Source organism: Planctomyces sp. SH-PL62, from assembly GCF_001610895.1.
Lineage (GTDB): Bacteria > Planctomycetota > Planctomycetia > Isosphaerales > Isosphaeraceae > Paludisphaera.
On record NZ_CP011273.1, the window covers coordinates 155,144 to 180,211 of the forward strand.

Here is a 25,068-nt window from a genome sequence, read left to right on the forward strand (position 1 = left end):
CTCCCCTGCTCTCTCTCAAGGAGTCATGGAATGGGCCTGCTCTTCTCGCTGATCTGGTTCCTGCTCATCGGCCTGGCCGCCGGCTGGCTCGCCGGCCAGCTCACCAAGGGGCGCGACTTCGGCGCCGTCAACAACATGATCGTCGGCGGCCTCGGCGCGATCCTCGGCGGCTTCCTCTTTCGGATCATCGGCCTGGGCCCCACCAACCTGATCGGCAGCCTGATCTCCGCCACCGTCGGCGCGGTCCTGGTCCTCTACCTGCTCGGCCGCTACGGCCGCAAGTTCTGAGGCGGCGGGCGGGGGGAGCGACTCGTCGCAACCCCCGCCTCGCGTCGTCGCCTGGGTCAGATCTCCCAGCCCTTGCGGTAGGTCCCCTTGAGGAGCCCGTCGGCCTCGGGGTTGTTGGTGATCCGGCCGGCCTCGCCGTCGTAGTCGATCGCCTGGCCGGTCTTCATGGCGACGTTGCCCAGGAGGATCGCCTCGGTCTGGACGGCCGCGAAATCGAAGTTCGAGAAGGGGGCCTCGGGCTTGCCGGCGCGGATGGCCTGGAACCATTCGAGCTTGTGGGCGTCGTCGAAATCGGACCCCAGCTTCTCGATCCGGGGGAGGGTCGGCTCGGGGGCCCGGAAGTCCTTGAAGCGGTCCGCGGGCCAGAGGTGACGTCCGACCGACTCGCCTCGGGCGGAGCCCATCGTCCCCGCCGAGCCGATGCAGAGCCAGCCGTTGGACTCGGGCTGGAAGCCTTCGGGGAACAGCTCGGCGGGGGGCATGTTGACCTTCCCGTCTTTCGCCCCTTCGTACCAGGTGAGCTTCACCGGCGGCAGCTTGCCGCGCGCGGGGAACTCATAGACGACCGTCGCCCAGGCGGGGAACGTCTCGGGGTTGATCTCGCCGCTCTGGGCCGAGACGCGGGTGGGCAGGCCGAGATTCAGGCCGTGGAACGGGACGTTGGTGTTGTGGCAGGCCATGTCCCCCAGGACGCCGGTCCCGAAGTCCCACCAGCCCCGCCAGAGCATCGGCGTATACACCGGCGCGAACGGGCGTTCGGGGGCTCCGGCGAGGAACAGGTCCCAGTGGAGATGGTCGGGGACCTCGAACGTCCCCTCCGGCCTCGCGGTGATCGCGGGGGCCTGCTTCCAGTACTCGCGGGGGCGGTCGGTCCAGACGTGAACCTCGACCACGTCGCCGAGCACGCCCGCCTGAAGGATCTCGACGCTGGCGCGGAGGCCGTCGGTGGCCGATCCCTGGTTCCCCATCTGGGTGCAGACGCCGTGCTTGCGGGCGGTCTCGCGCATCAGGCGGGCCTCCCACACGGTGTGCGTCAGCGGCTTCTGGCAGTAAACGTGCTTGCCCAGCCGCATCGCGGCGACCGACGCCGCCGCGTGCGCGTGGTCGGCCGTCGAGACGGTCACGGCGTCGATCTTGTCGCCCATCTGGGCGAACAGCTCGCGGAAGTCGTGGAACCCCCGGGCGTCCTTGTAGTGATCGAGCTTCGCCTTGAGCGGGCGGTCGTCGACGTCGCAGAGGGCGACGATCCGGCCGTGGTTGCCCGCGTGGTCGGTGTCGCTGCTCCCCTTGCCGCCGACGCCGATGCAGGCCACCTGGATCACGTCGTTCGGCCCGACCCCCGCCGCCCGGCCGTTCCTCCCCTGGCAGAAGATCCCGAACCCCGCGAGCGAGGCCCCGTACAGGAACGCGCGACGATCCATCTCCGGCTTCAGCGACATCGGCAGGGTCCTCGGGAGGGAGTGTTCGGGCGGGGACGACCGATCCGTCGCGACACGGAGGGATCGGCGTCGAGCCCACCATAGCGCGCGACGAGCCGGATGCCAAGGTTTTTTCGCGGGGCGAGCGAGCCGGCCCGGGTCGCCGGGCGGGAGCCGGGGATGGATGAGGAGGGGCGAGGCGACCGGGGGCCGCCGAGACGGCAGGCGTGACCTAAGATTCGGTTGAGGGGGGTTCGTCACCGCCCAGAGATCCAGCCGGGAAGGACAGAGCGGACATGAGCAGACGACTCGCCGCCTCGCCGCGGAGGGACGGTCCGGAGCGGGCGGGCGCCACGAACTACTTTCAGCGGGTCGTCGATGCTCTGCTGACCCACATCGCCGTTCTCCGGCCCGACGGCGAGATCGTCGCGGTGAACGCCGCGTGGAGCGAGTTCGCGGCCCGGAACGGGCTGGCCCCGAGTCGCTGCGGGCCGGGGATGAACTACCTTCGCGTCTGCGAAGGAGCTTCCGACGCCGGTTGCGAGGAGGCCCGCCTCGTCGCCCGGGGCCTCCGCGACGTCGCGCGGGGCCGCGTGCCGGACTTCCAGCTCGAGTACCCCTGCCACTCCCCGACCCAGCCCCGCTGGTTCCTCGTCCGCGCGACGCGGTTCGTCATCGATTCGCAGGTCTCCCTCGTGGTCATGCACGACGACGTCACCGAGCGGAAGCTCGCCGAGCTGGAGCTGCGGAAGGCGAATCACGCGCTCGAGGCGCAGGTCGTCACCGACGGCCTCACAGGCGCGAGCAACCGGCGCCTTTTCGACCAGGTGCTGAGCCTGGAGTGGAGTCGCCACGTCCGCACCGGGGCGCCGCTCTCGATGCTCCTGCTCGACGTGGACCATTTCAAGCGATACAACGACCTCCACGGCCACCTCGCCGGCGACGACTGCCTGCGCGAGGTCGCCCGGACGCTCCTGGGGTCGATCCGACGGCCCGGGGACGTCGCGGCCCGCTACGGCGGCGAGGAGTTCGCCGCGATCCTCCCCCGGACCGACCGCGCCGGGGCCCTCGCCGTGGCCGCGATCGCGATGGAACGGCTGCGGCTCCGGGGGCTGCGGCACGCCGCGCCGGGGGCCGGCCCGCTTGTCACGATGAGCGTCGGTTGCGCCACGATCGTCCCGACCAGGAACGTCCTCCCCAGCGAACTCGTCTCTCGGGCCGACCGGGCCCTCTACGCCGCCAAGCAAGCCGGGCGCGACCGGATCGTCGCCTTCGACGGGTGACGAGCCCGAGACGCCGTCGCTTTCCGACCCCCTCGGCTCGCCGGTCCCTCCGGCCGGCTCGCGTCCGGATCCTCGACGAGGCCGGGGCCCGGCGGTGGCGCCGTCCCTGGCGCCTGGCGATCTCGGCGGCCCGATCGGGAGGCGGCGCCCCCCGGGTGCGAGACCTCCCGTTTCCTGGAGGCCCGCGATGTCGGCTTGCGGCCGCTTGACGATCTCGATCGTTTCGTCGACGAGGCGATTTCATTCGTGGGCTCCCCGCCTGGTGCCCCTCGCATCGATCCGAGCCGTCCATGAGAAGGCCGGGCGCCGGATGCAACGCGGCGATCGATCCCCTCGGGAGGCCCTTCCGGAGACGCCGCCCGCCGGCCGTTCCACAAGCTGAAACCCCGGCGGCTCCCCATCCCTGACCGCTTGACGGCGCCGGGCGGCTGGTCGATCCTGGATCGTCCTCGACGCCACTCGCCATGCTCCCTGGGGCCGCCGAATGAAACGCAACGGTTTGATCATGTTCGCGAACGTCTTGTTGATCCTGGGCTCGTCGATCTCGTCGGCGTCGGGTCCGGACGAGGCTCCCCCGACGGCTTCGGCGCGGCTGCCGCGCGAGGACCTGCTGGTCCGCCGCACGGCCGACGGCGCGCGGGCCCCGGTTCGATCGGTCGAGGACTGGTCGGAGCGCCGAGCGGAGATCGTCCGGGGGGTCGAGTCGATCATGGGGCGGCTCCCGGGAGAGGCGAGGCGCTCGCCCCTCGACCCGACGACCGAGGAGACCGTCGACTGCGGCCTCTACGTCCGCAAGAAGATCCTCTATCAGTCCGAGCCCGGCTCGCGGGTCCCCGCGTATCTGCTGATCCCCAAGGCGGTCCTCGGAAATCCCCAGGCGCGGGTCCCGGCGATTCTCTGTCTGCACGGGACCGACAACGTCGTCGGCGCGGGGGTCGTCGTCGGCGTGGGCGACCGTCCCAACCGCCAGTACGCCCGCGAGCTTGCGGAGCGCGGCTACGTGACGCTGGCGCCGAACTATCCGCTGCTCGCGGAGTATCAGCCGGACCTGGCGAAGCTCGGCTGGGAGAGCGGCAGCCTGAAAGCCGTCTGGGACAACATCCGGGGGATCGACCTGCTGAGCTCGCTCCCCTACGTCCGTCCCGACGCGATCGGCGTGATCGGCCACTCGCTCGGCGGCCACAACGCCGTCTTCACCGCCGTTTTCGACGATCGGATCAAGGCCGTCGTCTCCAGTTGCGGCCTTGATTCGTTCCTGGATTACAAGCACGGCGACGAGGCCAACTGGCAGCCGGAGCGGGGCTGGTGCCAGACCCGATACATGAAGCGGCTGGCCGACTATCGCGGCCGACTGGCGGAGATCCCGTTCGACTTCCACGAGCTGATCGGGGCGCTCGCCCCGCGCCGGACGCTCATCATCGCCCCGTTCGGCGACGCGAACTTCGACTGGCGGAGCGTCGACCGGATCGCCGCCGCCGCGAGGCCCGTCTTCGACCTCTACGGCGCGGCCGACCACCTGCGCGTCGAGCACCCCGATTCCGCCCACGACTTCCCCGAGGCGATGCGGCAGGCCGCCTACAAGCTGTTCGACGACGAGTTCGGCCGCCCCGCCGCCGCCAGGCCCTGACACTCCCGATCCCCACGCGAATCCGAGGAAAGTGCTGATATGCTTCAACGAACGTGCATCCGGCTCGCGGCGATCGCGGGCCTCGCCGTCACCGCGGCCCCGGCGTGGGCCTGGCAGGCCCCGGCGGAGGCGCCGCGTTACGACGTCGTGATCTACGGCGGGACCTCGGCCGGGGTGGCGGCGGCCGTCCAGGCTTCGCGGATGGGGAAGTCGGTCGTCCTGATCGAGCCGGGGAATCGTCTGGGGGGGCTGACCACCGGTGGGCTCGGGGCCACCGACATCGGCAACAAGGCGGCCGTCGGCGGCGTCTCGCGCGAATTCTATCGCGAGGTCGCCCGCCACTACGCGAAGGACGAATCGTGGACCCGGCAGACCCGCGCCCAGTACGGCGAGCGCCGGAGTACGGCCGGCGAGGATACGATGTGGACCTTCGAGCCCCACGTCGCCGAGGCCATCCTCAATCGATGGATCGCCGACGCCAGGATCCCGGTCCGATTCGGCGAGCGGCTCGACCTGAAGTCCGGGGTCCGCAAGCGGGGGAACGCGATCGAGTCGATCGAGATGGAGAGCGGCCTGACGCTGGCGGGTTCGGTCTTCATCGACGCGACCTATGAGGGAGACCTGATGGCGAAGGCCGGGGTCTCGTATCACGTCGGCCGCGAGGCCAACGCCCGCTACGGCGAGACGCTCAACGGCGTGCAATTCGGCCACCCGCATCACCAGTTCCTCAAGGACGTCGACCCTTACAAGGTCCCCGGCGACCCGTCGAGCGGGCTGCTGCCGGGCGTCCACGGCGGCTCCCCCGGCGTCAACGGCGAGGGGGACCGTCGCGTTCAGGCGTACAACTTCCGGGTCTGCCTGACCGACGTCCCGGAGAACCAGCTCCCGCTCCCCAAACCCGAGGGCTATGATCCGCTCCGCTATGAACTGCTCCTGCGCTACATCAACGCCGGCGTGTGGGACGTCCTGAAGCTCAATACGCCGATGCCGAATCGCAAGACCGACATCAACAATTACGGCGGCTTCTCGTCCGATAACATCGGGATGAATTACGACTATCCCGACGGCGACTACGCTCGCCGCGCCGAGATCTTCCAGGAGCACGTCACCTATCACCAGGGGATGCTCTGGTTTTTGGCGAACGACCCGCGCGTGCCGGCCGAGGTTCGGGCCGACGTGAACCGCTGGGGGCTTTGCAAGGACGAGTTCCTCGACACCGGCGGCTGGCCGCATCAGCTTTACGTCCGCGAGGCGCGTCGGATGATCTCCGACCACGTCATGACCCAGCACGATTGCCAGGGGCGGTCCGTGGTCGACGACGCGGTCGCGCTGGCGGCCTACACGATGGATTCGCACAACGTCCAGCGGTTCGTCAAGGACGGCAAGGCCTGGAACGAGGGGGACGTGGAGGTCGGCGGCTTCCCCCCCTACCCCATCGCCTATCGCTCGATCGTGCCGACCGAGGCCCAGTGCTCGAACCTGATCGTGCCGGTCTGCCTGTCGGCCTCGCACATCGCTTATGGGTCGATCCGGATGGAGCCCGTGTTCATGGTGCTCGGCCAGTCGGCGGCCACGGCGGCGAGCCTCGCCATCGACGCTGGCAAGCCGGTCCAGCGGATCGACGTCCCGGCGCTCCAGGCGCAGCTCCTGAAGGACGGCCAGGTCCTCAAGTGGACCGGCCCCCGACCCAGGCCGCCGGTCGACGCCGCCAGCCTCCCCGGCGTCGTCCTCGACGACCCCCAGGCCCAGCTCACCGGCGACTGGGGCCGAAGCTCGGCCCTCGCGCCGTACGTCGGCGATCACTATCTCCACGACGACAACGAGGCCAAGGGCGCCCGTTCCGCCCGCTTCGTCCTGAGCGTGGATAAGCCGGGCCGCTACGAGGTCCGCATGTCCTATACCGCGAGCCCCAACCGCGCCCGCGCCGTCCCCGTCGCCATCCGCGACGCCGACGGATCCCACACCGTCCACGTCGACCAGCGCAAGGCGCCCGCCGCCCCCCCCTTCCAACCCCTCGGCGTCTTCCGGCTCACTCCCGACGCCCCCGCCGAGGTCGTCATCTCCAACGAGGCCACCGACGGCCACGTCGTCGTCGACGCCGTGCAAGCCGTGCCGGCGGGCTCGAACCCGTAAGGCCGTCCGCCTCCCGAATCGCGACGGCCCGGCCCGATGATCGGGACCGGGCCGTATCGCGGGCGGCTCGCCGACGTCCGCAAGCTCGCGGTAATCGTCGAGACGACTCGGGGGTCAGTCGGCGGACTTGGCCAGCGGACGGACCGAGACTTCCTTGAAAAAGACGATCGAATCCTTGTCGTGGTTCTGCAGGCCGATGTAGCCGGTCTCCGGCCTGGGGCCGCGCGCGGGGTCGCCCTCGCCGGTTGTTTCCTTGGCCTGGGGCTTCAGTTCGGAAGAGTCGAAGTCGGCGACCGGCGTGCCGTTGATCGCGGTGGAGATCCGGTTCCCCTTGAGCGTGACTTCGAGCGTGTTCCATTCGCCGGACTTGCCGGGCTGGGCCTTGGCGTCGGCGAAGGTGTAGACCGAGCCCGCGCCCCGGGCCGACCGGCCGCCGTCGACGATCTGGACCTCGAAGCCGTGGTGGACGGCGTACCAGGGATCGGCCGGCTTCTCGGCGATCCGGATGTAGAGGCCCGAATTCGATCGGGGCGTCCCGAGCTTGTACACGACCTTGATGGTGCAGTCGCCCAGCTTCTCGCGCGAATAGTAGAGCAGCCCCATCCCGCCCTCGGTCCGAAGCTGGCCGTCCTCGACCACGAACCGACCCGGGCCGACGTGCTCCCACCCGTCCAGGCTCTTCCCGTCGAACAGCGGCTTGCCCTCGGCCGGCGCCTCCGCGAAGCAGGGGACGCCGATCGCGAGAGCGAATATCAGGCTCGTGAAGATGTTCATGCCCAGGCGCATCATGTTGGAATCCTTTCGGGATCGTGTCCGGTCGGCAACAGACCCGAGCTTATCGCGCGAGGGCGCGACGATCAATCTCGGCAGGCCCCGCCGCTCCGTCCCGCCCCCCCCGGCCCCGGCGCGGCTCCGTTCCTCGACTCATCCCCGACCGGAGCCGAGAGGCCGCCTCCGCAGTCCGGCCGCAGTGGTCATCGACGCCGGCCGACCGAGCGTCTCGGCGGGAATCGAGGGGGACTCGCTCACGGGGGGGCGGCCTCCTCACCAACGCCCCTGTGGACTCGGCGACGCCGTGCAGGAATTCGCCCCGCCCTGCAGGTCGACCGCAACGTGATCTGCTGCCAGATCGGGAGGTCTGGAAATTTTGAGGAAAATGATGAGAAACGAAAATGAGTATCTTTATTTCACGGTTGGGATGATCCAGATTTGAATGAGGGGGCCTTTCAGGATCCGCCGTGCAGGCTCGTGGACGGGAAGCACATCGATGAACACCGAGAAGATGCGGCTTGAGGACGTCCGCAACGGGGTGGCCGAATGGAAAAAATGGGGGCCTTATCTGTCCGAGCGACAGTGGGGCACCGTGCGTGAAGACTACAGTCAGAATGGGGACGCCTGGAACTTCTTCACCCACGATCACGCCCGCTCGCGGGCCTATCGCTGGGGCGAGGACGGTCTGGCGGGGCTCTCCGACGATCAGCAGCGCCTCTGCTTCGCCCTGGCCCTCTGGAATGGGAAAGATCCCATTCTCAAGGAGCGCCTCTTCGGGTTGACCAACAGCGAAGGCAACCACGGCGAGGATGTCAAGGAGTATTATTTCTACCTCGACAGCACGCCGACCCACTCGTACATGAAATACCTGTACAAGTATCCGCAGGCGGCCTATCCCTACGCCGATCTTGTGGAGACGAACCGGCGGCGCAATCGCAACGAGATGGAGTATGAACTCCTCGACACGGGCGTCTTCGACGGCGACCGGTACTTCGACGTCTTCGTCGAGTACGCCAAGTCCGCCCCCGAGGACGTCCTGGTGCGGATCACGGCCGTGAACCGGGGGCCTGATCCGGCCGAATTGCACCTCCTGCCGACGCTCTGGTTTCGAAACGACTGGTCGGCTTGGATCGCCGAATCGAACCGAGCCGCCCGCAAGCCGAACCTCCGGCAGGTCGAGACCTCGCCGGGCGTGCGCGCGGTCGCGGGGACGCACCCGCTGCTCGGCGAGTTCACCCTTTACTGCGAAGGCGACGCGCCGCTCCTCTTCACCGAGAACGAGACCAACCACGTGCGGCTGTTCCCCGGTCGAGAGAACGAGAGCCCCTACGTCAAGGACGGCATCAACGACTACGTGGTGCAGGGGCGTCGAGACGCGGTGAATCCGGCGAGGCAAGGCACGAAAGCCGCGGCGCATTATCGCGCCGAGGTCGCCGCCGGTCAGTCCCTGGTGATTCGCCTACGGCTCGCCCGGGCTTCCTCGCCGGAGCTGGACGGCGAACTGTTGGGAGCGGATTTCGATCGGATCTTCGCCGACAGGCTTTGCGAGGCCGACGAGTTCTACGAGTCCGTCACGCCGCCGTCGGTCGGCGCCGAGGCGGCCGATGTGATGCGCCAGGCGCTGGCGGGCATGCTCTGGAGCAAGCAGTTCTTCTTCTTCGACGGCGACGACTGGCTCGACGAGCACAACTCGAACCCGCTGCACTCGGGATATCGGAACTCCCGGAATTCGGAATGGTTCCACATGTTGAATCGAGACATCATCTCGATGCCCGACAAGTGGGAGTACCCCTGGTACGCGTCGTGGGATCTGGCCTTCCACACGCTTCCGCTGGCGATCGTGGACCCCGACTTCGCCAAGGACCAGATGAAGCTGATGCTCAAGTCGGTGTACTTGCATCCCAGCGGTCAGCTCCCGGCTTACGAGTGGAATTTCAGCGACGTGAACCCGCCGGTCCACGCCTGGGCCACCCTCTTCCTGCATCGCACCGCGCAGGCGATCGGCGGCGAGCCTGACGTCGAATTCCTGGCGTCGGCGTTCAACAAGCTGATGCTGAATTTCACCTGGTGGGCGAATCGCAAGGATCGCTACGGGCGGAACGTCTTCGAGGGGGGCTTTCTCGGGCTCGACAACATCGGCGTCTTCGACCGCAGCGCCCCGCTCCCCACCGGCGGCTATCTGGAGCAGGCCGACGGCACGGCCTGGATGGCCCTGTTCAGCCAGAACATGACGGAGCTCGCCATCGAGCTTTCGACCCACGATCCGGTCTACGAGGACATGGTCCTGAAGTTCGCCGAGCAGTTCTTCTACATCGCCGCGGCCATGAACCGCTCCGGGCGGGATGGCATGTGGGATGAGGAAGACGGCTTCTACTACGACCTGCTCCAGCTCCCCGACGGGACCGCCACGCGGCTCAAGGTGCGTTCGCTGGTCGGCCTGCTCCCCCTCTGCGCCACCACGGTCATCGAGCCGTGGCAGCGAGAGCACATCCCTCGGGCGATGGCCGGCCTGTTGAGTCGGCTGCGGCGGATCCCGGAGCTGGTTCGCACGATGCATCCCACCGGCCCGGGGCATTACGGCGTGCAGGATCGGGGCGTTCTCGCGGTCCTCAACCCGGAGCGGCTCCGCCGGATCCTCGCGAAGATGCTCGACGAGGAGGAATTCCTGGGGCCCCACGGCATCCGCTCGGTCTCGAAGTTCCACAAGCGGAACCCCTACGTCCTGCACGTGCAGGGCGTGGAGTATCGGGTGGATTATGTGCCGGCCGAATCGGACACCGGCATGTTCGGCGGCAACTCGAACTGGCGAGGCCCCGTCTGGATGCCGGTGAACGCCATGATCATCCGGGCCCTCCTGCAATTCTACCTGTACTACGGCGACGGCTTTCAGATCGAATGCCCCACCGGATCGGGCAACCTGATGAACCTCTTCGAGGTGAGCCGGGAAATTTCCGACCGGCTCACACGCGTCTTCCTGCGCGACGAGCGCGGCAGGCGTCCGGTCTACGGCGGAACGGAAAAGTTCCAGACCGACCCCCATTGGCGGGATTATCTCCTCTTCTATGAATACTTCCACGGCGACGACGGCGCGGGCCTGGGCGCCAGCCATCAGACCGGTTGGACCGGGCTCGTGGCCAAGTTCATCCAGCTTTACGGCGTCCTGGATCCGAAGCGGGCCCTGGAACTCGGCAAGATGTCGGCCTTCCAGAAAGTCTGACGGCGGAGGTCGACGTGGGCGTCTCACAAGCTCATGCTCGACTTCGCGCCCAATCGCATGGGGCTCGATCTTCCCCATGTCGATCGCGCGAACGCCGTCTCTTCAGTTCACCTGGGCGCGGGGGCCGGCTCAGCCCGGTCCCGGCGGGATCAATTCGAAGACGCCGATGGGTCGTGGGGCGGCCTCCTCGCCGACGTCCCAGTGGGAGTAGGTGACGCGCCAGGAGTCGGCTTCGAGGGATTGCAGGAAGCCGAGGGCGCCGGGGCGGAAGGGGTCGGAAATGAGGACTCGGCCGCCGGGCGCGAGGTTGGATTCGAAGATGCGGCGGAGGAAGGGATGGAGGGTGTCGCCGTAGAGGACGTCGGCGCCGAGGATCCAGTCATAGCGGCCGGTCTCGGACCATTCGGCCCAGTCGGCGAGGCGGCTCTCGATGGCCGCCGCGCCGTTGCGCTCGGCGTTGCGACGGCAGAGGTGCAGGGCCAGCTCCTCGCGGTCGGTCTGGACCGTCCGGGCGCCGAGCGAGGCGGCGACGATCCCCGGCAGGCCCACGCCGGCCCCCAGCTCCAGGACGCTCCGGCCCCGGAACTCGGCCTCGCGGACGGCGATCTCGTGCGCGAGGGCGATCGCGGAGGGCCAGAGCGAGACTCCGTAGGGGAGCCGGTTCGTCTTGCGGACGAGGGCCCGCGTCTCGTCGGCGTCGGTCAACACCGCGCCGACGTGCAGGACCGACCACTCGCGACCGTCCCGCCGCAGGCGGTAGTCGAGCAGCGTGAAGTCCCCGGCGGTGGTCTCCAGCGACTGATCTGGTGAGGGATTCTCGCTCATCGCGACCCGCTCACTCGCCCGCCGGCCGGGGCCGCCGCGAGCTGAGATGCTCTTCCATCTTCTGGAAGCCGACGACGCCGACGGTGGCCTGGGCCATCTGGGCGCCGAGGTACTTGAGCCCGCGCTCGGGGGGGATGCGGAGGACGATCTCGGCGCCGTCGCGGAGGAGTCGGAACGGGGCCCAGGTGGAGAGTCGGAGCCCGGCCTTCGCGCACAGGGGGCGGGCGACGTCGGCGAGCCGGCTCAGCGGCATGAGCGGGAGGGCTTCCGGGGCGCGTCGGAGGACCTGATAGAGCCCGCCGGCGGAGCGGACGGTCCACCATCGGGCGAGTCGGCGGGCGGCGAGGTCGCCGGATTCGCGGGTCGCGGCCTTCGCGGCGGTCTCGACGCCAGACTCCACCGCCTCGCGGCCGACCGATCGGGACGCCTCGCGGACGGTCGCCTTGACCTCGGTGCGGGCGGCCTCGACGGCCAGGGCGGCGCCGGGCTGGATCGTCGCCAGGCTGAGGACGTCGGTCACCACGAAGCAGGCGTCCAGCAGCGCCCAGGCCGTCTCGCCGGTCGTCGGCGCGTAGCCGCGGCGGAGGACGTCGCCCAGGTGGATCATGTCGTAGAGGGGGAGGAACTGGTAGTAGCGCAGGTCCTGGTCGCCCAGGCTGGCGATCCGAGCAAGGCCGTCGTTGCGGATGATTCGGATGATCGCCTGGCCGTCGTCGCCGGAGAGGTAGAGGGCCGTCTTGGCGAAGCTCTCGGTGAAGGTGGGGCGTTCCTTGGACTGGAGGAAGGCGAGGGTCTCCGGGCCGGCGTCGGCGCGGGCGATGGGGGGGATGATCGCCCCGCCGTAGGCGCGGAGGATCTCGCGGAAGTCGGGGTCGGTGGAGTATTTCTCCAGCATGGCCAGGGCCATCGCGCCGTGGTCGCCCAGGGCGGCGGCGGCCTGGCGGCGGAGGACGGGGTCGGTGAAGTCGTCGAAGACCACGTCGGCGGCGTCGGGCCCGGCCTTGGCGAGGGCCTTCTCGCCGATCTCGCCGTACTCGACGGCCAGCCGGAGGGCGTTCGGGCTGCCGCCCACCTCTTTCACCAGGCCGACGGCCTTGACGTGGGCCAGCCGCCGCGCGACCGTCTCGGGCCGGTGGGTCTGGAGCTGCTCGTCGAGGAAGTCGGTGTTCACGCGGAGGACGATGAGGCTCTCGTCGAGCGGCATCGCCGAGCCCAGGCTCTCGAGCACGGAGCCGTACAGGCTCGCCAGCGCGAAGCCCTCGGGGCCGTACAGGCGGAAGGCGTCGACGGCCAGCGTGGGGTGGTCTTCCAGCGTTCGAAGGGCCGCGCGGACGTCGGCCGCGCCGTGCTCCAGGCTGACGAGGCTGAGGACGACCAGGCGGTCGACGAGCGCCGCGTCGTCCTCGCCGCAGGCGGCCATCATCTCGGCCACGCGCTCGGGCTCGGCCAGCATCAGGGGGAGCGAGTTGGGGTGCTTCGCGGCCAGGCGACGCTGGGAAGGGCTCAGTCCTTCCAGCTCGGCGATGAGGATCTTGCGGTCGGTCTCGTCGGCCCGCTTCATGCCGAAGTACTCCCGCCAGTGCAGGAGCAGGTCGGCCGCGGCGTCGTCGCCGAGCAGGTCGCGGAGCCGCCGGAACTCGGTGGGGTGCTTCTCGTGGAGGAAGAGGGCTTCCAGGTCCAGCCGGTCCAGCAGCTTCAGGCCGCGGAGGCCGTCGGAGCGCTCGATCAGCACGGCGTTGCGACGGTAGCGTTCGAGGGTGCGGGCCACCAGCGCGCGGTCGTCGGCCGAGGCGTCCTGATAGCGGGCGACCAGGGCGTCTTCCTCGGTGATCGCCGAGGGGCCCCCGCCCTCCTCCCGCCCCGCCGCGACGCCGTCGGCCGGCGCGCCCGGTCGCGCGGGGACGCCGGTCGGCCGGACGGCCAGCTTGGCCATCACGCCGAGCGCGGCGAGCAGGACGACGACCGCAAAGGTTCGCTTCATGGGAGAGTCGGCCTCGTGGTGGGGGAGTCCGATGATGCTCGCGGCGACGATCGACCCGGGCGCGGCCCCCGGCCGTCGCGTCGGCGTTGACGAGGGGAACCCCGGCGCCCCCGTCGAGGGGCTCGCCCCTGGTGAGGATTCGCGGCGGGTCGATTCTTGTTGGGGTGAACCCTTCAATTGTCCGCGACGTTGCCGGATTCGTCAATTCCGACCGCGCGGAAGGGCTCGTCGGCTTGCGGGTTCGGATCGATCGGGAGGGTCGGCGGGGCTTTTGGGAGACGCCCGATCGAGGGGGACGCTCTAAGGATACCTGGGCAAGCGGCGGCCTCATCCCTTAGAGTCGAGGATTTGCGGGCCTGGCGCGCCAAGGGAGACGCGTCGTCGAGCATGTCGCCATACTTGAACCGGGATGGACTATGACGGTTAATCAGGTGGAGCCTGTCGGCAAGGTTCGGACGAAGATCGTCGCGACGGTGGGGCCCGCCTCGCGCGATCCCGCCATGTTGCGCCGATTGGTCGAGGCCGGGGTGGACGTGTTCCGGCTGAACTTCTCGCACGGCTCCCATGAGGAGCACTCTCGGACGTTTCAGGCGATCCAGGACATCAACCGGGAGATGGGGCGGCAGGTCGCGGTGTTGCAGGACCTCTGCGGCCCCAAGATCCGACTGGGGACCATCGCCGGCGACGTGGCGGCCTGCGACCTCGACGCCGAGTTCGTGTTGACCTCGAACCCGATCTCGCCGGACGATCCGCGCGAGCTGACCTGCACCTACCAAGAGCTCGCCGACGACCTGGAGATCGGCCAGACCGTCCTCTTCGCCGACGGCACGGTCGGGATGGTCGTGCTGGAGAAGCGGCCGGGCTGGGTGCGGATGAAGGTCACGCTCCCCGGTCGGATCCGGTCCAACCAGGGGATCAACGTCCCCGGCGCGGCGCTGAGCGTCTCGGCGCTGACCCCCAAGGACCTGGCCGACCTGGAGTGGACGGCCAACCACGCGGTCTCCTACGTGGGCCTCTCGTTCGTGCGGCACGCCGCCGACGTGACCCGGCTCCGCGCCGAACTGCAGACCCGGGGGAGCCGCGCCCGGATCATCGCCAAGATCGAGAAGCCCCAGGCGGTCGCCAACCTGGAGTCGATCGTGGCCGAGGCCGACGGCGTGATGGTGGCCCGCGGCGACCTGGGCGTCGAGATCGACGTGGCCAAGGTCCCGGCGGTCCAGAAGCGGATCATCGAGATCTGCCACCGGGCCCGCGTGCCGGTCATCACGGCGACCCAGATGCTCAACAGCATGGAGTCGTCCAGCCGCCCCACCCGGGCCGAGGCGTCGGACGTCTTCAACGCCGTGCTCGACGGGTCCGACGCGGTCATGCTCTCGGGCGAGACGGCGATCGGGATGTATCCCGTGGATGCCGTCACCACCATGAGCCAGATCGCCTACGAGGCCGAGAACCTCGTTTTCTCGCGTTCCCATTCGGGCCGCGGCGGCTGGCCGATGACGGCCGAGACCTGCCGGGACTGCCCGTGCGGGCCGTCGGGGACGGTCGCCCGCGCCGGCCAGGTGCTGCCGATCACCGAGGCGGTCGTCGAGGCCGCCAGCCAGGTCGCCGCCACCCTCCGCGCCCGGCTCATGGTCGTCGCCACCCACTCCGGCCGCACCGCCTTGGCCCTCTCCAAGCAGCGCGCCGCCACGCCCACCCTGGCCCTGACCGACGACCAGGAGGTCGCCCTGGCCATGGCCCTCTACTGGGGCGTCACCGCCTTGCACATCCCCGAGATCTTCGACACCGGCCAGGTCCTCGCCTTCGCCGACGAGTGGTGCCGCCAGCACGACCTGATCGACACCGGCGACCGCCTCGTCGTCGTCCGCGGCGTCATCCCCGACAACCCCAACCACAACGCCATCCTCGTCCACGAGGTCGAGTGACCGCGTCGCCCCCGCCGAACCTCCCCCGGCCCGCACGAAGGTCGGGGGTCCAGTACGCGAGGGAGGCCGCGCGTCGGACCTCGTGCGTGGCGCATCACAAGAACCTGGCGTCGCGATCCACCACTTCCCAGGCCTTCACGGCGGGCGGCCTTCATGCATCTTGGTGAGCGGACCGCATGGATTCGCCGGGCGGCTTCGGCCTGACCGGGCCGTGAGGCCGCCCCAAGGCCCCGCAACTCGACGCGGCCGGCCCACGAGGTCGTCGGGATCGCCGAACCTGCGAGATCAAGCCGCCATGAACCTCCTCGGGTCCGCTCTCGTTCTGGCTTTGATAGGATTTCCCATCGCGTGGATCGTTTCCGAGTTCCGATGCGGCCGCGGGGTGCGGATCTTGCTTGGGATCAACGCGATGGCGGTCGTGACCGTCGCGGCGTCGACCCTCTGGGCGACCCTTTTGTACCTCCAATACAACGCGGATTTCGGGTTCGCGACTCAGGGTTTGATCGATGCTTCCATCGAGCAGATCGAGGACGGCCACCTGGACCGCGTCCTGAAGGCCTGGAGGGGGTTGAACGCCCCGCCCTACGAGAACCGCGCCCGATACCCGGAACTGGCGGCCGAGGCGACCGCTCTGATTCGCGGCGAGAAGCCCTTCACGCCCGGCACGCGTTGGGACGCAGGGCCTTTCGATCGCGAAACCTGGGCCGGGCACTGGGAGAGCGATACGGGCCACTGGATCGTCGTGGACCGCTCGGTGTTGAGCGTGTACGGCCCTGAGAGGATGCAAGCCGTCACCCTGTCCGACGACTTCAAGACGCTCACTTTCCACAAGGGTGGGCAGTGGCGTCACACCCTGACCCTGATCGGCAAGTCTGAGCTGACGCACGAATGGTTCGACCTGACCCGCCAGCAGGTTTGGCGAACGGAGCCGATGCATAAGCTCGTACGAGCCATCGAGGAACAAGTTCCGGTGGCCCCGCAGGATGCGAGAGAATCGAAACCCGGGCCGTGACGCCGGCGAGCTGGACGGCCCTCCCCGAGACTCCTCACTTAACTCCACCGGGTTGTGGCGGAAAACCCTCGGGTGCCACGGGTTCGGAGAACCCGTGGATCGGCATCGGCCCCCTCCCGAGCCGTCGCCGAGACCCCCCGGCCGGTTCACGGGTCCTCCGAACCCGTGGCACCCCGATCGACGCCCCTCGACGAGCTTGAGGCGGTGGTGTTAAGTGAGGAGTGCCCCCTCCCCGGTCCGGCGCCAGGACCGGGCCGTCGCTGGCCGCGTCGTCGGCGCCCGCTTGAGTCGGCCCGACCGTCGGAGTATGTTCACGAAAAGTTGAACCCTCTGGCTTGTCGGGATAGGGAGGCGTCGCGATGTTCGTGCGGACCGGCGGTGATCGGCGGGAGTTCCTGCGGGTGGGGGCGTCGGGCGCGGCGCTGGCGATGCTGGGCGAGGCGCCGCGCGCGGCCCTCGGCGCGGGGTTCCGGGCGAAGAACGAGCGGCCCCGGCTGGCGCTGATCGGCGCGGGGGGCCAGGGGACCTGGGACGCGATCCGCGCCGCCCACTTCGGCGACTTCGTCGCCGTGGCCGACGTCCACAAGGGCCACGCCGAGAAGGCCCGCGACAGCGACCGCGTCGGCAAGAAGAAGGCCGAGGCGTTCGAGGACTACCGCAAGATCCTCGACCGCAACGACGTCGACGCCGTGATCATCGGCACGCCCGATCACTGGCACACCAAGATCTGCATCGACGCCATGAACGCGGGCAAGGACGTCTACTGCGAGAAGCCCCTGACCCTCACCATCGACGAGGGCAAGAAGCTCCGCGAGTCGGTCGAGAAGACCGGCCGGGTCCTCCAGGTCGGCTCCCAGCAGCGGAGCGACCACAACAAGGTCTTCCTGCTGGCCGTCGCCCTGGTGCGCTCGGGGCGGATCGGCAAGATCAAGAAGGTCACGGCGGCGATCGGCGGCGGCCCCTCGGGCGGCCCGTTCTCCAAAGAAACCCCGCCCCCGGAGCTGAACTGGGACATGTGGCTGGGCCAGGCGCCGAAGGTCGACTACATCGCCAAGCGCGCCGACCCCGACTTCCGCTGGTGGTATGAATACTCCGGCGGCAAGCTCACCGACTGGGGCGCGCACCACGTCGACGTCGCCCACTGGGGGCTCGACAAGGAGAAGACCGGCCCGACCACGATCGAGGTCGAGCGGGCCGTGCTGCCGGTCCCCTACAAGGGGGGCTTCGCGACCGTCGACGACTGCTACAACACCGCGAACAGCTTCCTCGTGAGGGCCACCTTCGCCGACGGCGTCCCGCTGGAGATCCGCGACGACACCGAGAACGGCGTGACCTTCCAGGGCGAGGGGGGCCGGATCTTCGTCACCCGCGATCGGATCGACCTCGACGGCGGCGCGGTCGCCGCGCTGTACAAGGACCCGATCCCCGAGTCCCTGCTCCGCGACCTGCGTCACGGCAAGCTGGACGACGACCACATGGCGAACTTCTTCGCCTGCTGCGGCGACCGGGGCAAGCCGGCCTCGGACGTCTGGAGCCACCACCGCTCCCTCACCACCTGCCACCTGGCGAACATCGCCATCCGCCTCGGCGGCCGCAAGCTGACCTGGGATCCGGAGAAGGAGGCCATCGTCGGCGACGACGAGGCCAACGGCTTCCTCTCCCGCCCCCAGCGCGCCGGCTTCGAGATCGTCGTCTGACGCTCCCGCCCGCCGCGATTCGAATGCGAACGGCCCCGTCCCGGATGGGGGGACGGGGCCGTCGCTTCGCTTTTTCAGAGCCCGCGTCGCTCAGGCGACGGGCGGCTTGGCACCCCGCCGGGTCCGGCGGTAGCCGAAGAGGCCCATCGCTCCCATGCCGACCGCGGCCGAGACGAGGCTCGCGGGCTCGGGCACGAAGTTCTGGCCGGTGAGCCCGATCATGTTTTGATACGAGCCCACCGGGTCGATCACGAAGAGCTTCGCGAGGCCTTCGCCGTAGAACGTTCCGCCGTCATAGCCGGCGAAGGTGATGAACGAGGAGTACTGGTTGTTGACCGCCGTGTTGCCGCCGGTATAGCTGAAGTTCTGGTCCATGGTGTACCAGATCGCCAGCGCCAGGGCGGAATTCGCGGTCGAGTCGCCGCCGCCGTGGGTCACCAGCAGGTAGGCCAGCCGGTTGCCGACGTCCGAGAAGCTCGAATGGGTGAAGAAGGACTGGCCCACGGTGTTCAGTTCCAGGACCGAGCTGGCGTAGATGGTGTCCGGCCCCCAGCCGACCTGGACGTCGGGCGAGACGCAGAAGCCGGCGAACGCGGGACCCGCGGGGCCGGTCGGCGTCAGGGTGAAGGCGCCCGCGCCGCCGGTCTCCGAACCCGTCCCGCTCCCGGTCGAATAGGTCATGTTGACGTTCACGCCGCCGTTGAACTGGCTGATCAAGGTCGCATCGGCGTGGGCGGCCCCCGCGCCAAGACCCGCCGAGAGGACGACCGCCGCAACCGAACCGAGAAGTGATCGCATCATCAAGTGGCTCTCCAGCACGCTTTCCAATTCATCCGCCATTCGATTCCGTCCACGCTTTTCTTCGCTGACACGCTTCTTACGACCGCGACCCGACGCCGGACGCCGACGTCGCCGAAATCCATCCACGCGCGCGGAAGCGGCCCCGCGCGTCGTCCCGAGACGACGGGGGCCGCCATGCGTGGCGTTCCGAGGACGCGCCGCGACGTTCCGAGGGGTCAGTCGCCGAGATCAAGCCGCCGCAGTGCGTCTTCCAGCGCGTCGAGGTCCCAGAACTCGACGGCGGGGTCCGCGCCGAGGACCGCCAGCCGGCGGCCGTCGGGACGGAAGGCGAGGGCGAAGGTCCGCCCGCTCGGCCCGGGGAGCCGGTAGGAGGGGCGTGGGGAGGAGGGGACGTCGAGGTCCCAGAACTGGACCCCCTGCTGCGAGCCGGCCGCGAGCCGACGGCCGTCGGGCGAGAAGGTCAGGGCCGTCGCGACGGCTTCCGGCTCGTCCGGTCGCGGGGCGATCCGGCCCACGACCGTGAGCCGAAGGGCGTCCATCAGGACGATGGAGCCGGTGCCGTCGCTGATCGCCAGCAGGCCGCCGTCGGGGCTGAGGGCGATCGCCGAGGGGTTGGCGGGGGGGGCGTCCACCCAGGATTCGACGGTCGCCTCGACCCGGTCCTCGGTCCGTCGCAGCGACCACGCCTGGACCGACGGGGGCGTTCCGAAGACGAGGTAGAGCCGATCGGAGGCCGGTGCGATCTGGAACGACCGGAGCCGACCCCACGGCGAAGCCCACGGCGGCGTTTCCGCCGGCCCGGGGGGGCGAAGGCGTTTGTCGTGGGGCGCGGGGGGGCCGACGACGGGGCGCTGGGCCGGGCCCCGCCGGCGGGCGTCGTCGGAAGGCCCGGACGCCCACGGGGGCGCGAGGCCGCTCAAGGCCTCGTCGACCCTCGTCAGGGGGAGCAGCCGGTCGGGCCGATCGGGTTCCCAGAGGTAGAGGGAGCGGCCCCGCGCCAGGACCAGGGTCCTGCGGTCGCCGGCGCGGGCCAGGGCGCCGACGACGGCGGCGACGGGGGGCCGACCACGTCCTGGCGGGCGATCGTCTCGGACTGGGCCGCGGACAGGCGGTAGGCCGCGACGGCCGCCTCGGACGCGGCTCGGGGCTCGCTCCAGAGCCAGACGTCGCCGGCGAGGTCGGCGATCGCCAGCAGGCCGTCGTCCCGGAAGGCGATCGAGACGGGTCGGGAGTCGAGGCCCCCGACCAGGGTCCGCACGGCCGGTTCGTGGATCGTCCACGACGACGTCGTGAGGTTCCGGCCGCCGGCGGCCAGGGTGCGGCCGTCCGCCGAGAAGGCCAGGTCCGCGACCGGGTCGGCGGCGGAGAGGACCGCGACGAGCTTGTGGGTCAGGGCGTCCCAGAGTTCCACCTGGGGGCCGACGAACGAGGCCGCCGCCAGCAGGGTCCCCTGGGGATTGAACTGGAGCCGGACGACCGGGCTCTGCGAGGACGAGAGGCTGGTGACGAAGCCGGCGGCGTCGGGGTTCGCGAGGTTCCAGAGCTGGATCGTCCCCTCGGAGGCCGCGGCCAGCAGGTCCCGCCCCCCCAGGGCCAGCGCCCGGACGTCGGCCGGGGCCTCGATCGCGCGGATCTCGCCGCCGTCCTCGGTCGACAACAGCCGGATGGTGGTCGCGCCCGAGGCGGTCACGGCCAGGGTCTTGCCGTCGACCGAGACGGCGACCATCGGGGGCATCGGGTAGCGGCCTTCCAGGTCCAGGTCGAGCACCCTGGCGTGGGGTTCGGAGGGTTCGAGGTCCCAGAGGACCACGCGATAGTCGCGCCGGGGGCCGAGGTTGTCGAAGGAAGGGGGCGTCGGCGGTCCCTCGCGGGGCTCGACCTCCATCTCGACGGACGCCAGCCGCTTGCCGGTCGGCTCGCCGAAGACCCCCACGACGCGGCCGGCGCCCCGGTCCAGCTCCCGGACGAGGCCGCCGGTGGCGGCGTCCACGAGCAGGATCGACGCGCCCTCCTCCGGGACGACCGCCAGGTTCGAGCCGCAGGGGGCGAGCCGATCGCCCCAGCCCCACCACCAGCCCCCCCGTCGCGGCGACGCGCCGCCTCCCCCGGAGCCGCGGCCTCCCGACGGCGGGGGCTCGTCGCGGGGGTCGACCCTGGCGAGCTTGCGGAGGGCGACCGCGTCGCCTCGGCGGCGGCAGGCCACGTCCCAGAACGCCAGTTCCTCGCCGTCGATCGAGGCGGTCAGGGAGGTGAGCCGCGAGCCGGCGGCGCCCAGGACGACGTCGCGGGTCGGGCCGGTCGCCAGGTCGACGCGGGGCTCGACGTCGCGGAGGATGAGGAATTCGGCGGCCTCGTCGCGGAGGCTGGCCTTCATCGCGGGGGCGGGCTCCAGGGCGGCCGCCTGCTTCAAGAGGTCGAGCCCCAGGCCGCGGCGGTCGGGGGCGTCGGTGCGTCGGACCAGCTCGGCGTGCCGCCAGAGCCCCGTCCGCAGGGCGGCCTGGGTCTCGCGCATCGCCTCCTCGGTCTTGGCGAGCGCCGCGTCGGCCCTGTGCAGGGCCTCGACCTTCAGGTCCCGCTCCTGCTCGGCGAGGTCGCGCTCCTTGACGACGCGGTGGTAGGCGAACGCGGCGACCGCCAGGATGATCAGGCTGGCGGCGGCCGTGACCGAGCTGATGCCTGGATGCCGCCGCAAGACGCGCCAGGCCCGGCCGGGGAGGCTGATCCGCCGGGCCTTGACGGGCTCTCGGTTGAGGAATCGGGCGAGGTCGGCGGCGAGGTCGGCGGCCGTGGCGTAGCGGTCGGCGGGCCGCTTCGCCAGCGACTTGAGGACGATCGTCTCCAGGTCGCGGGGTATTCGGGAGTCGATCGCGCGAGGCGGGGCCGGCTCGCGGCCGGCGATCTGGTCGAGCAGCTCGGCGGCGCTGGAGCCGTCGAACGGCGGCCGGAGGGTCAGCAGCTCATAGAGGGTGGCGCCCAGGCTGTAGACGTCGGTCCGGCCGTCGATCACGCCGGTCCGGCCCTGCTCGGGGCTCATGTAGCGGGGCGTGCCGAGGATGCCGTCGTGGTGGGTCAGGCCGGGGTCGGCCAGCCGCCTGGCCAGGCCGAAGTCGGCGACCCAGATGGACCCCGCGGCGTCGATCAGGAGGTTCGACGGCTTGACGTCGCGATGGATGACCCCGTGCTGATGGGCGTGGTCGAGCGCCTCGGCCGCCTCGCGCCCCACCCGGGCCGCCCATCGGTAGTAGGACGAGCCGCGAGGGGGCTCGAACGGGGGCGCGGACTCGTCCTCGCGGGGGCGGGCGACGGCCAGCGCGGTCGCCGCGCCCGACCGGGAGAGCCGGGAGAGGGAATGGCCGTGGGACCAGGTCGGGGTGGGGTCGTCGGCGATCTGCGAACGGGGGCCGGGCGCGGGCGAGCGTCGCGTCCAAGGGAGTCCGGAGGAGGCCCGCGACCAGGCCCGCAGGAACTTCGTGGCGGAGGAGGAGGAGTTCCGCCCGCCGGTCTCGCTCCAGCGTCCCGCGCCGCTGCCGCGCTCGCGGCGGAGCCAGCGGACCACGCTGTCGAGGCCGCTCCCCTCGATCCGCTGCATGGCGTAGTAGCAGAGCCCGCCGACCTGGCCGACGTCGAAGACGGGGACGATGTGGGTGTGGTGGAGCCCGGCGGCGGTGCGGGCCTCGTTCAGGAAGCGGCGGCGGGCCGAGGAGTCGGGGGCCGCGTGGGTCCCCAGCACCTTGAGGGCCACCGGGCGGTCGAGGCCGACGTGGACGGCCTCGTAGACGGTCCCCATGCCGCCGCGTCCCAACTCTCGGACGACGCGGTAGCCGGCGATCCGGCGGCCCGACTCGATGTTCCGGCCGGGCCCCGAGTCCCCCGAGACGGCCGATCCGCTGCCGCCGCCGACCAGGCCGTGGACCAGCTCCAGGCCTTCGAGCGCCGCGCGGACGTCGGCCCCGAGGTCGCCGTAGCGGGCGGCGAAGGTCTCGGCGGCCGGGGCCTCGCCGCGCTCGATCAGTTCGAGATAGAGCTCGATCGCCTCCCCCAGACGGTCGTCGTCGTCGAAGGGGGTGAGGTCGGAGGCGGCGTCGTCAGCCGGCTGGGTCATCGTCGTACCTCAAGGATCCGCCCGGCGGGCCTTCGAGCGAGCGTTTCAGGCGTTTGAGGCCCCGCGCCCAGACGCCTCGCACCGACTTCCGGCTGAGCCCCACGCGCTCGCCGATCGTCTCGAACGACAGGCCCTCCGCGTGGTAGAGCCAGAGGACGTCGGCCTCTCCCTCGGGGAGCGCCGCCAAGGCGTCGGCCAGCAGCACGATCAGTTCGCGGCGGCTGACGACCTCGCTCGGGCTGGTCTGGCTGAGGGCCAGCATGTCGAGCAAACGTCCGCCGCCCCCCCCGTCCCCCCCCTTCTCCGCGCGGCCGCCGTCCCAGGGGGCGTCGAGCGGGACCGCGGCCACCCCCCCGGCCCGCTTCGTGCGGCTGTGGAAGCGGCCCAGGTCGGCGAGCTTCTGGCCCACCAGCCGCCGCAGCCAGCCCACCAGGGCCGCCTCGTTCTGGCCGGTGAACTGGGGGAACTGGCGGACGACCTCGACCAGCGCCTCCTGGACCACGTCGGAGAGTTCCAGGCGCTCGCGGAGCCGGGGGCCCAGGCCGGTCCGGACGACCATCCTCAGGTAGTTCCGGTACAGCGCGCACAGCTCGCCGAGCGCCTCGGTCTCCCCGGCGCGGGCCCTGGTCAGCAGCTCGATCGGCCCCTCGGCCATGGCGGTCGCCCCTACTTTCATCGTCTCAATCTAAGTAGGCGACGCCCCGCAGCCGGCCGGACCGTGCACCCCTCGAAAATCGCCGACGGCCGAGGGTGACGGTCCCGCGGCCTCGATCCCGATCCCGATCCCGATCAATCATGGGGAGGACTGGGGCGGTCGGCAAGGCGGGCGGCGGGCGGGGCGCATGAAAAAACCCCTGGCGATCGGGAGGATCGCCGGGGGTCCGGAGGAAAAGTCGTCGTGACGACTCGTCGTGTCGAGAGGAGCGGCCGATCGGCCGGGCTCAGGCGGCCTTGGTGCGGCGGCCGGAGACGTACTTGCGGAGGCCGAGGCCGCCCAGGGTGGTGAGCACCAGGGCGATCGTGCTCGGTTCGGGCACCGGGGCCTCGGTGTTCGTCGAGGTGATGAGGGCCTCGACCGTGGTCAGGCCGGCGTTGGACTGCGAGGGCACCAGGAGCTTGTCGCCCTTGGGGAAGCTGAAGCTGAGCTTCTGCGTGCCCAGGTCCAGCTCGTCGATCGGCTGGTCGAAGGTGGCGGTCACCGTCGAGTGGTAGGGGCTGTCGACGACGCCGTTGAGCACGCCCGTGATGACCGTCGAGAGGGCGGTCAGCGGGTTGCCGTTGAGATCCTGCGGCAGGATCGTGATGGCGAATCCGACGTTGTTGTAGGTGGTGCTCGACCCGGCGGCCGGCGGGGCGACGACGAACGTCCCCAGGCCGGCGTTCACGGAGCCGGAGGCCAGGTCCACGCCCGCCGCGCTGGCCGGGGTGAAGCTGATCAGGTTCGGCCCGCTGATCCCCTTGCTCAGGTCGATCGCGGTGGCGGTCTGGTACTTGAGGATCGCGGCCGCCTCGACGTTCGAGCCCAGGCCCGTGCCGACGATCATCCCCAGCGCGAGGGCCGCGGACCGCAGCCTCGTCAATCCTTTAGTCATGCTCATCTCTTCCTCCTGAACAAGATCGGATTGTCACGACGCAATCCTGGTTCCTCGGTCGCTGCTTCTGACTCGCGTCGCGACGGCCTCGCCCGCTCGGTTGAGACGCGGCGCGGATCGAACTTCGCGAGACACGGGGATCACGACCCGGACAGGCTTCCTGGAGGGCCCCCTTTGGGGAGGGCCGCGAGATCGCGACGGATCGGGGGGAAGGGAGAAGGATGAGAGCTGAAGGCCATCGCATCCATGCCCGCCTCCGCCTAGACTCCGCCATGAGTCTCTTCGCCAAGATGTCCGTGATGTGAGCCAACGGCGGGGAGAATACTCCGGGTCGGGAAACCTGTAAACGCGACTTTGGGGCTTTGTCGGAAATTCCGTGAATTTCCCTCGTCCGAA

General features: G+C 70.1%; 17 protein-coding genes. 8 read left to right on the forward strand and 9 right to left on the reverse strand.

Features of this window, described 5'->3' with window-relative positions:
• Window positions 1–30 precede the first annotated feature (30 nt).
• Window positions 31–288: a GlsB/YeaQ/YmgE family stress response membrane protein gene (locus VT85_RS00615; RefSeq protein WP_068409254.1), complete on the forward strand. Its 258-nt coding sequence runs from the start codon at window positions 31–33 to the stop codon at window positions 286–288.
• Window positions 289–344: 56 nt separating this feature from the next.
• Here VT85_RS00615 and VT85_RS00620 read toward each other — a convergent pair whose 3' ends face one another.
• Window positions 345–1,727 carry a Gfo/Idh/MocA family oxidoreductase gene (locus VT85_RS00620; protein WP_156512592.1) on the reverse strand — a complete coding sequence of 461 codons (1,383 nt, stop codon included), beginning with the start codon at window positions 1,725–1,727 and terminating at the stop codon, window positions 345–347.
• A 275-nt stretch (window positions 1,728–2,002) separates the two neighbouring features.
• Here VT85_RS00620 and VT85_RS00625 point away from each other — a divergent pair, with 275 nt between their 5' ends.
• The 3 genes from VT85_RS00625 (at window position 2,003) to VT85_RS00635 (ending at window position 6,749) form a co-directional block, all read left to right on the forward strand.
• Window positions 2,003–2,989: a GGDEF domain-containing protein gene (locus tag VT85_RS00625; protein ID WP_068409256.1), complete on the forward strand. Its 987-nt coding sequence runs from the start codon at window positions 2,003–2,005 to the stop codon at window positions 2,987–2,989.
• A 484-nt stretch (window positions 2,990–3,473) separates the two neighbouring features.
• Window positions 3,474–4,616, forward strand: coding sequence for an alpha/beta hydrolase family protein (locus VT85_RS00630; RefSeq protein WP_197491018.1), 1,143 nt, complete (start codon window positions 3,474–3,476; stop codon window positions 4,614–4,616).
• Between the two features lie 39 nt (window positions 4,617–4,655).
• Window positions 4,656–6,749 carry an FAD-dependent oxidoreductase gene (locus VT85_RS00635; protein ID WP_082858253.1) on the forward strand — a complete coding sequence of 698 codons (2,094 nt, stop codon included), beginning with the start codon at window positions 4,656–4,658 and terminating at the stop codon, window positions 6,747–6,749.
• Window positions 6,750–6,863: 114 nt separating this feature from the next.
• Here the strand turns inward: VT85_RS00635 and VT85_RS00640 are convergent, their stop codons facing one another.
• A complete protein-coding gene (locus VT85_RS00640; RefSeq protein ID WP_156512593.1) occupies window positions 6,864–7,538 on the reverse strand; it encodes a DUF1080 domain-containing protein in 675 nt (224 codons plus the stop codon).
• Between the two features lie 478 nt (window positions 7,539–8,016).
• On the opposite strand from VT85_RS00640, the gene VT85_RS00645 reads away from it, so the two are divergent.
• Entirely contained in the window at window positions 8,017–10,737 is a 2,721-nt protein-coding gene (locus tag VT85_RS00645; RefSeq protein ID WP_068409258.1) for an MGH1-like glycoside hydrolase domain-containing protein, read from the forward strand.
• A 129-nt stretch (window positions 10,738–10,866) separates the two neighbouring features.
• Here the strand turns inward: VT85_RS00645 and VT85_RS00650 are convergent, their stop codons facing one another.
• A complete protein-coding gene (locus tag VT85_RS00650; protein WP_068409260.1) occupies window positions 10,867–11,562 on the reverse strand; it encodes a class I SAM-dependent methyltransferase in 696 nt (231 codons plus the stop codon).
• Between the two features lie 10 nt (window positions 11,563–11,572).
• Window positions 11,573–13,543 carry a hypothetical protein gene (locus VT85_RS00655; RefSeq protein ID WP_068409262.1) on the reverse strand — a complete coding sequence of 657 codons (1,971 nt, stop codon included), beginning with the start codon at window positions 13,541–13,543 and terminating at the stop codon, window positions 11,573–11,575.
• Between the two features lie 416 nt (window positions 13,544–13,959).
• Between VT85_RS00655 and pyk the strand changes: the two genes are divergently transcribed.
• The 3 genes from pyk to VT85_RS00670 all read left to right on the forward strand — a co-directional run bounded on the left by pyk (window position 13,960) and on the right by VT85_RS00670 (window position 18,177).
• Window positions 13,960–15,468 (forward strand): pyruvate kinase, encoded by a 1,509-nt coding sequence (pyk, locus tag VT85_RS00660; RefSeq protein ID WP_068409264.1) that lies wholly within the window; start codon window positions 13,960–13,962, stop codon window positions 15,466–15,468.
• A 409-nt stretch (window positions 15,469–15,877) separates the two neighbouring features.
• Complete coding sequence (locus tag VT85_RS00665) at window positions 15,878–16,480, forward strand: hypothetical protein (protein WP_156512594.1); 603 nt, start codon at window positions 15,878–15,880, stop codon at window positions 16,478–16,480.
• Window positions 16,481–16,839: 359 nt separating this feature from the next.
• On the forward strand, window positions 16,840–18,177 hold the full coding sequence (locus VT85_RS00670) for a Gfo/Idh/MocA family protein (RefSeq protein ID WP_068409267.1): 1,338 nt from the start codon (window positions 16,840–16,842) through the stop codon (window positions 18,175–18,177).
• A 90-nt stretch (window positions 18,178–18,267) separates the two neighbouring features.
• On the opposite strand, the gene VT85_RS00675 is transcribed toward VT85_RS00670, so the two are convergent.
• The 5 genes from VT85_RS00675 to VT85_RS00695 all read right to left on the reverse strand — a co-directional run bounded on the left by VT85_RS00675 (window position 18,268) and on the right by VT85_RS00695 (window position 24,672).
• Window positions 18,268–18,978, reverse strand: a complete 711-nt coding sequence (locus VT85_RS00675; protein WP_156512595.1) for a PEP-CTERM sorting domain-containing protein — start codon at window positions 18,976–18,978, stop codon at window positions 18,268–18,270.
• Window positions 18,979–19,193: 215 nt separating this feature from the next.
• Window positions 19,194–19,898, reverse strand: coding sequence for a WD40 repeat domain-containing protein (locus VT85_RS00680; protein WP_068409271.1), 705 nt, complete (start codon window positions 19,896–19,898; stop codon window positions 19,194–19,196).
• 17 nt (window positions 19,899–19,915) lie between these two features.
• The gene (locus tag VT85_RS00685) at window positions 19,916–23,080 is read right to left on the reverse strand and encodes a serine/threonine-protein kinase (RefSeq protein WP_068409272.1); all 3,165 of its coding nucleotides are present in this window, start codon (window positions 23,078–23,080) and stop codon (window positions 19,916–19,918) included.
• Entirely contained in the window at window positions 23,064–23,756 is a 693-nt protein-coding gene (locus VT85_RS00690) for a sigma-70 family RNA polymerase sigma factor (protein ID WP_197491019.1), read from the reverse strand. Before VT85_RS00690 ends, VT85_RS00685 begins: the two co-directional genes overlap by 17 nt.
• A 265-nt stretch (window positions 23,757–24,021) precedes the next feature.
• Entirely contained in the window at window positions 24,022–24,672 is a 651-nt protein-coding gene (locus VT85_RS00695) for a PEP-CTERM sorting domain-containing protein (RefSeq protein ID WP_197491020.1), read from the reverse strand.
• Window positions 24,673–25,068 lie beyond the last annotated feature (396 nt).

What these genes read in the sequence shown, in the direction of transcription:
- VT85_RS00615 (WP_068409254.1), top strand. Translation starts at nt 31, where the DNA reads ATGGGCCTGCTCTTCTCGCTGATCTGGTTCCTGCTCATCGGCCTGGCC.
- VT85_RS00620 (WP_156512592.1), bottom strand. Translation starts at nt 1,727, where the DNA reads ATGTCGCTGAAGCCGGAGATGGATCGTCGCGCGTTCCTGTACGGGGCC.
- VT85_RS00625 (WP_068409256.1), top strand. Translation starts at nt 2,003, where the DNA reads ATGAGCAGACGACTCGCCGCCTCGCCGCGGAGGGACGGTCCGGAGCGG.
- VT85_RS00630 (WP_197491018.1), top strand. Translation starts at nt 3,474, where the DNA reads ATGAAACGCAACGGTTTGATCATGTTCGCGAACGTCTTGTTGATCCTG.
- VT85_RS00635 (WP_082858253.1), top strand. Translation starts at nt 4,656, where the DNA reads ATGCTTCAACGAACGTGCATCCGGCTCGCGGCGATCGCGGGCCTCGCC.
- VT85_RS00640 (WP_156512593.1), bottom strand. Translation starts at nt 7,538, where the DNA reads ATGATGCGCCTGGGCATGAACATCTTCACGAGCCTGATATTCGCTCTC.
- VT85_RS00645 (WP_068409258.1), top strand. Translation starts at nt 8,017, where the DNA reads ATGAACACCGAGAAGATGCGGCTTGAGGACGTCCGCAACGGGGTGGCC.
- VT85_RS00650 (WP_068409260.1), bottom strand. Translation starts at nt 11,562, where the DNA reads ATGAGCGAGAATCCCTCACCAGATCAGTCGCTGGAGACCACCGCCGGG.
- VT85_RS00655 (WP_068409262.1), bottom strand. Translation starts at nt 13,543, where the DNA reads ATGAAGCGAACCTTTGCGGTCGTCGTCCTGCTCGCCGCGCTCGGCGTG.
- pyk (WP_068409264.1), top strand. Translation starts at nt 13,960, where the DNA reads ATGACGGTTAATCAGGTGGAGCCTGTCGGCAAGGTTCGGACGAAGATC.
- VT85_RS00665 (WP_156512594.1), top strand. Translation starts at nt 15,878, where the DNA reads ATGGCGGTCGTGACCGTCGCGGCGTCGACCCTCTGGGCGACCCTTTTG.
- VT85_RS00670 (WP_068409267.1), top strand. Translation starts at nt 16,840, where the DNA reads ATGTTCGTGCGGACCGGCGGTGATCGGCGGGAGTTCCTGCGGGTGGGG.
- VT85_RS00675 (WP_156512595.1), bottom strand. Translation starts at nt 18,978, where the DNA reads ATGATGCGATCACTTCTCGGTTCGGTTGCGGCGGTCGTCCTCTCGGCG.
- VT85_RS00685 (WP_068409272.1), bottom strand. Translation starts at nt 23,080, where the DNA reads ATGACCCAGCCGGCTGACGACGCCGCCTCCGACCTCACCCCCTTCGAC.
- VT85_RS00690 (WP_197491019.1), bottom strand. Translation starts at nt 23,756, where the DNA reads ATGAAAGTAGGGGCGACCGCCATGGCCGAGGGGCCGATCGAGCTGCTG.
- VT85_RS00695 (WP_197491020.1), bottom strand. Translation starts at nt 24,672, where the DNA reads ATGACTAAAGGATTGACGAGGCTGCGGTCCGCGGCCCTCGCGCTGGGG.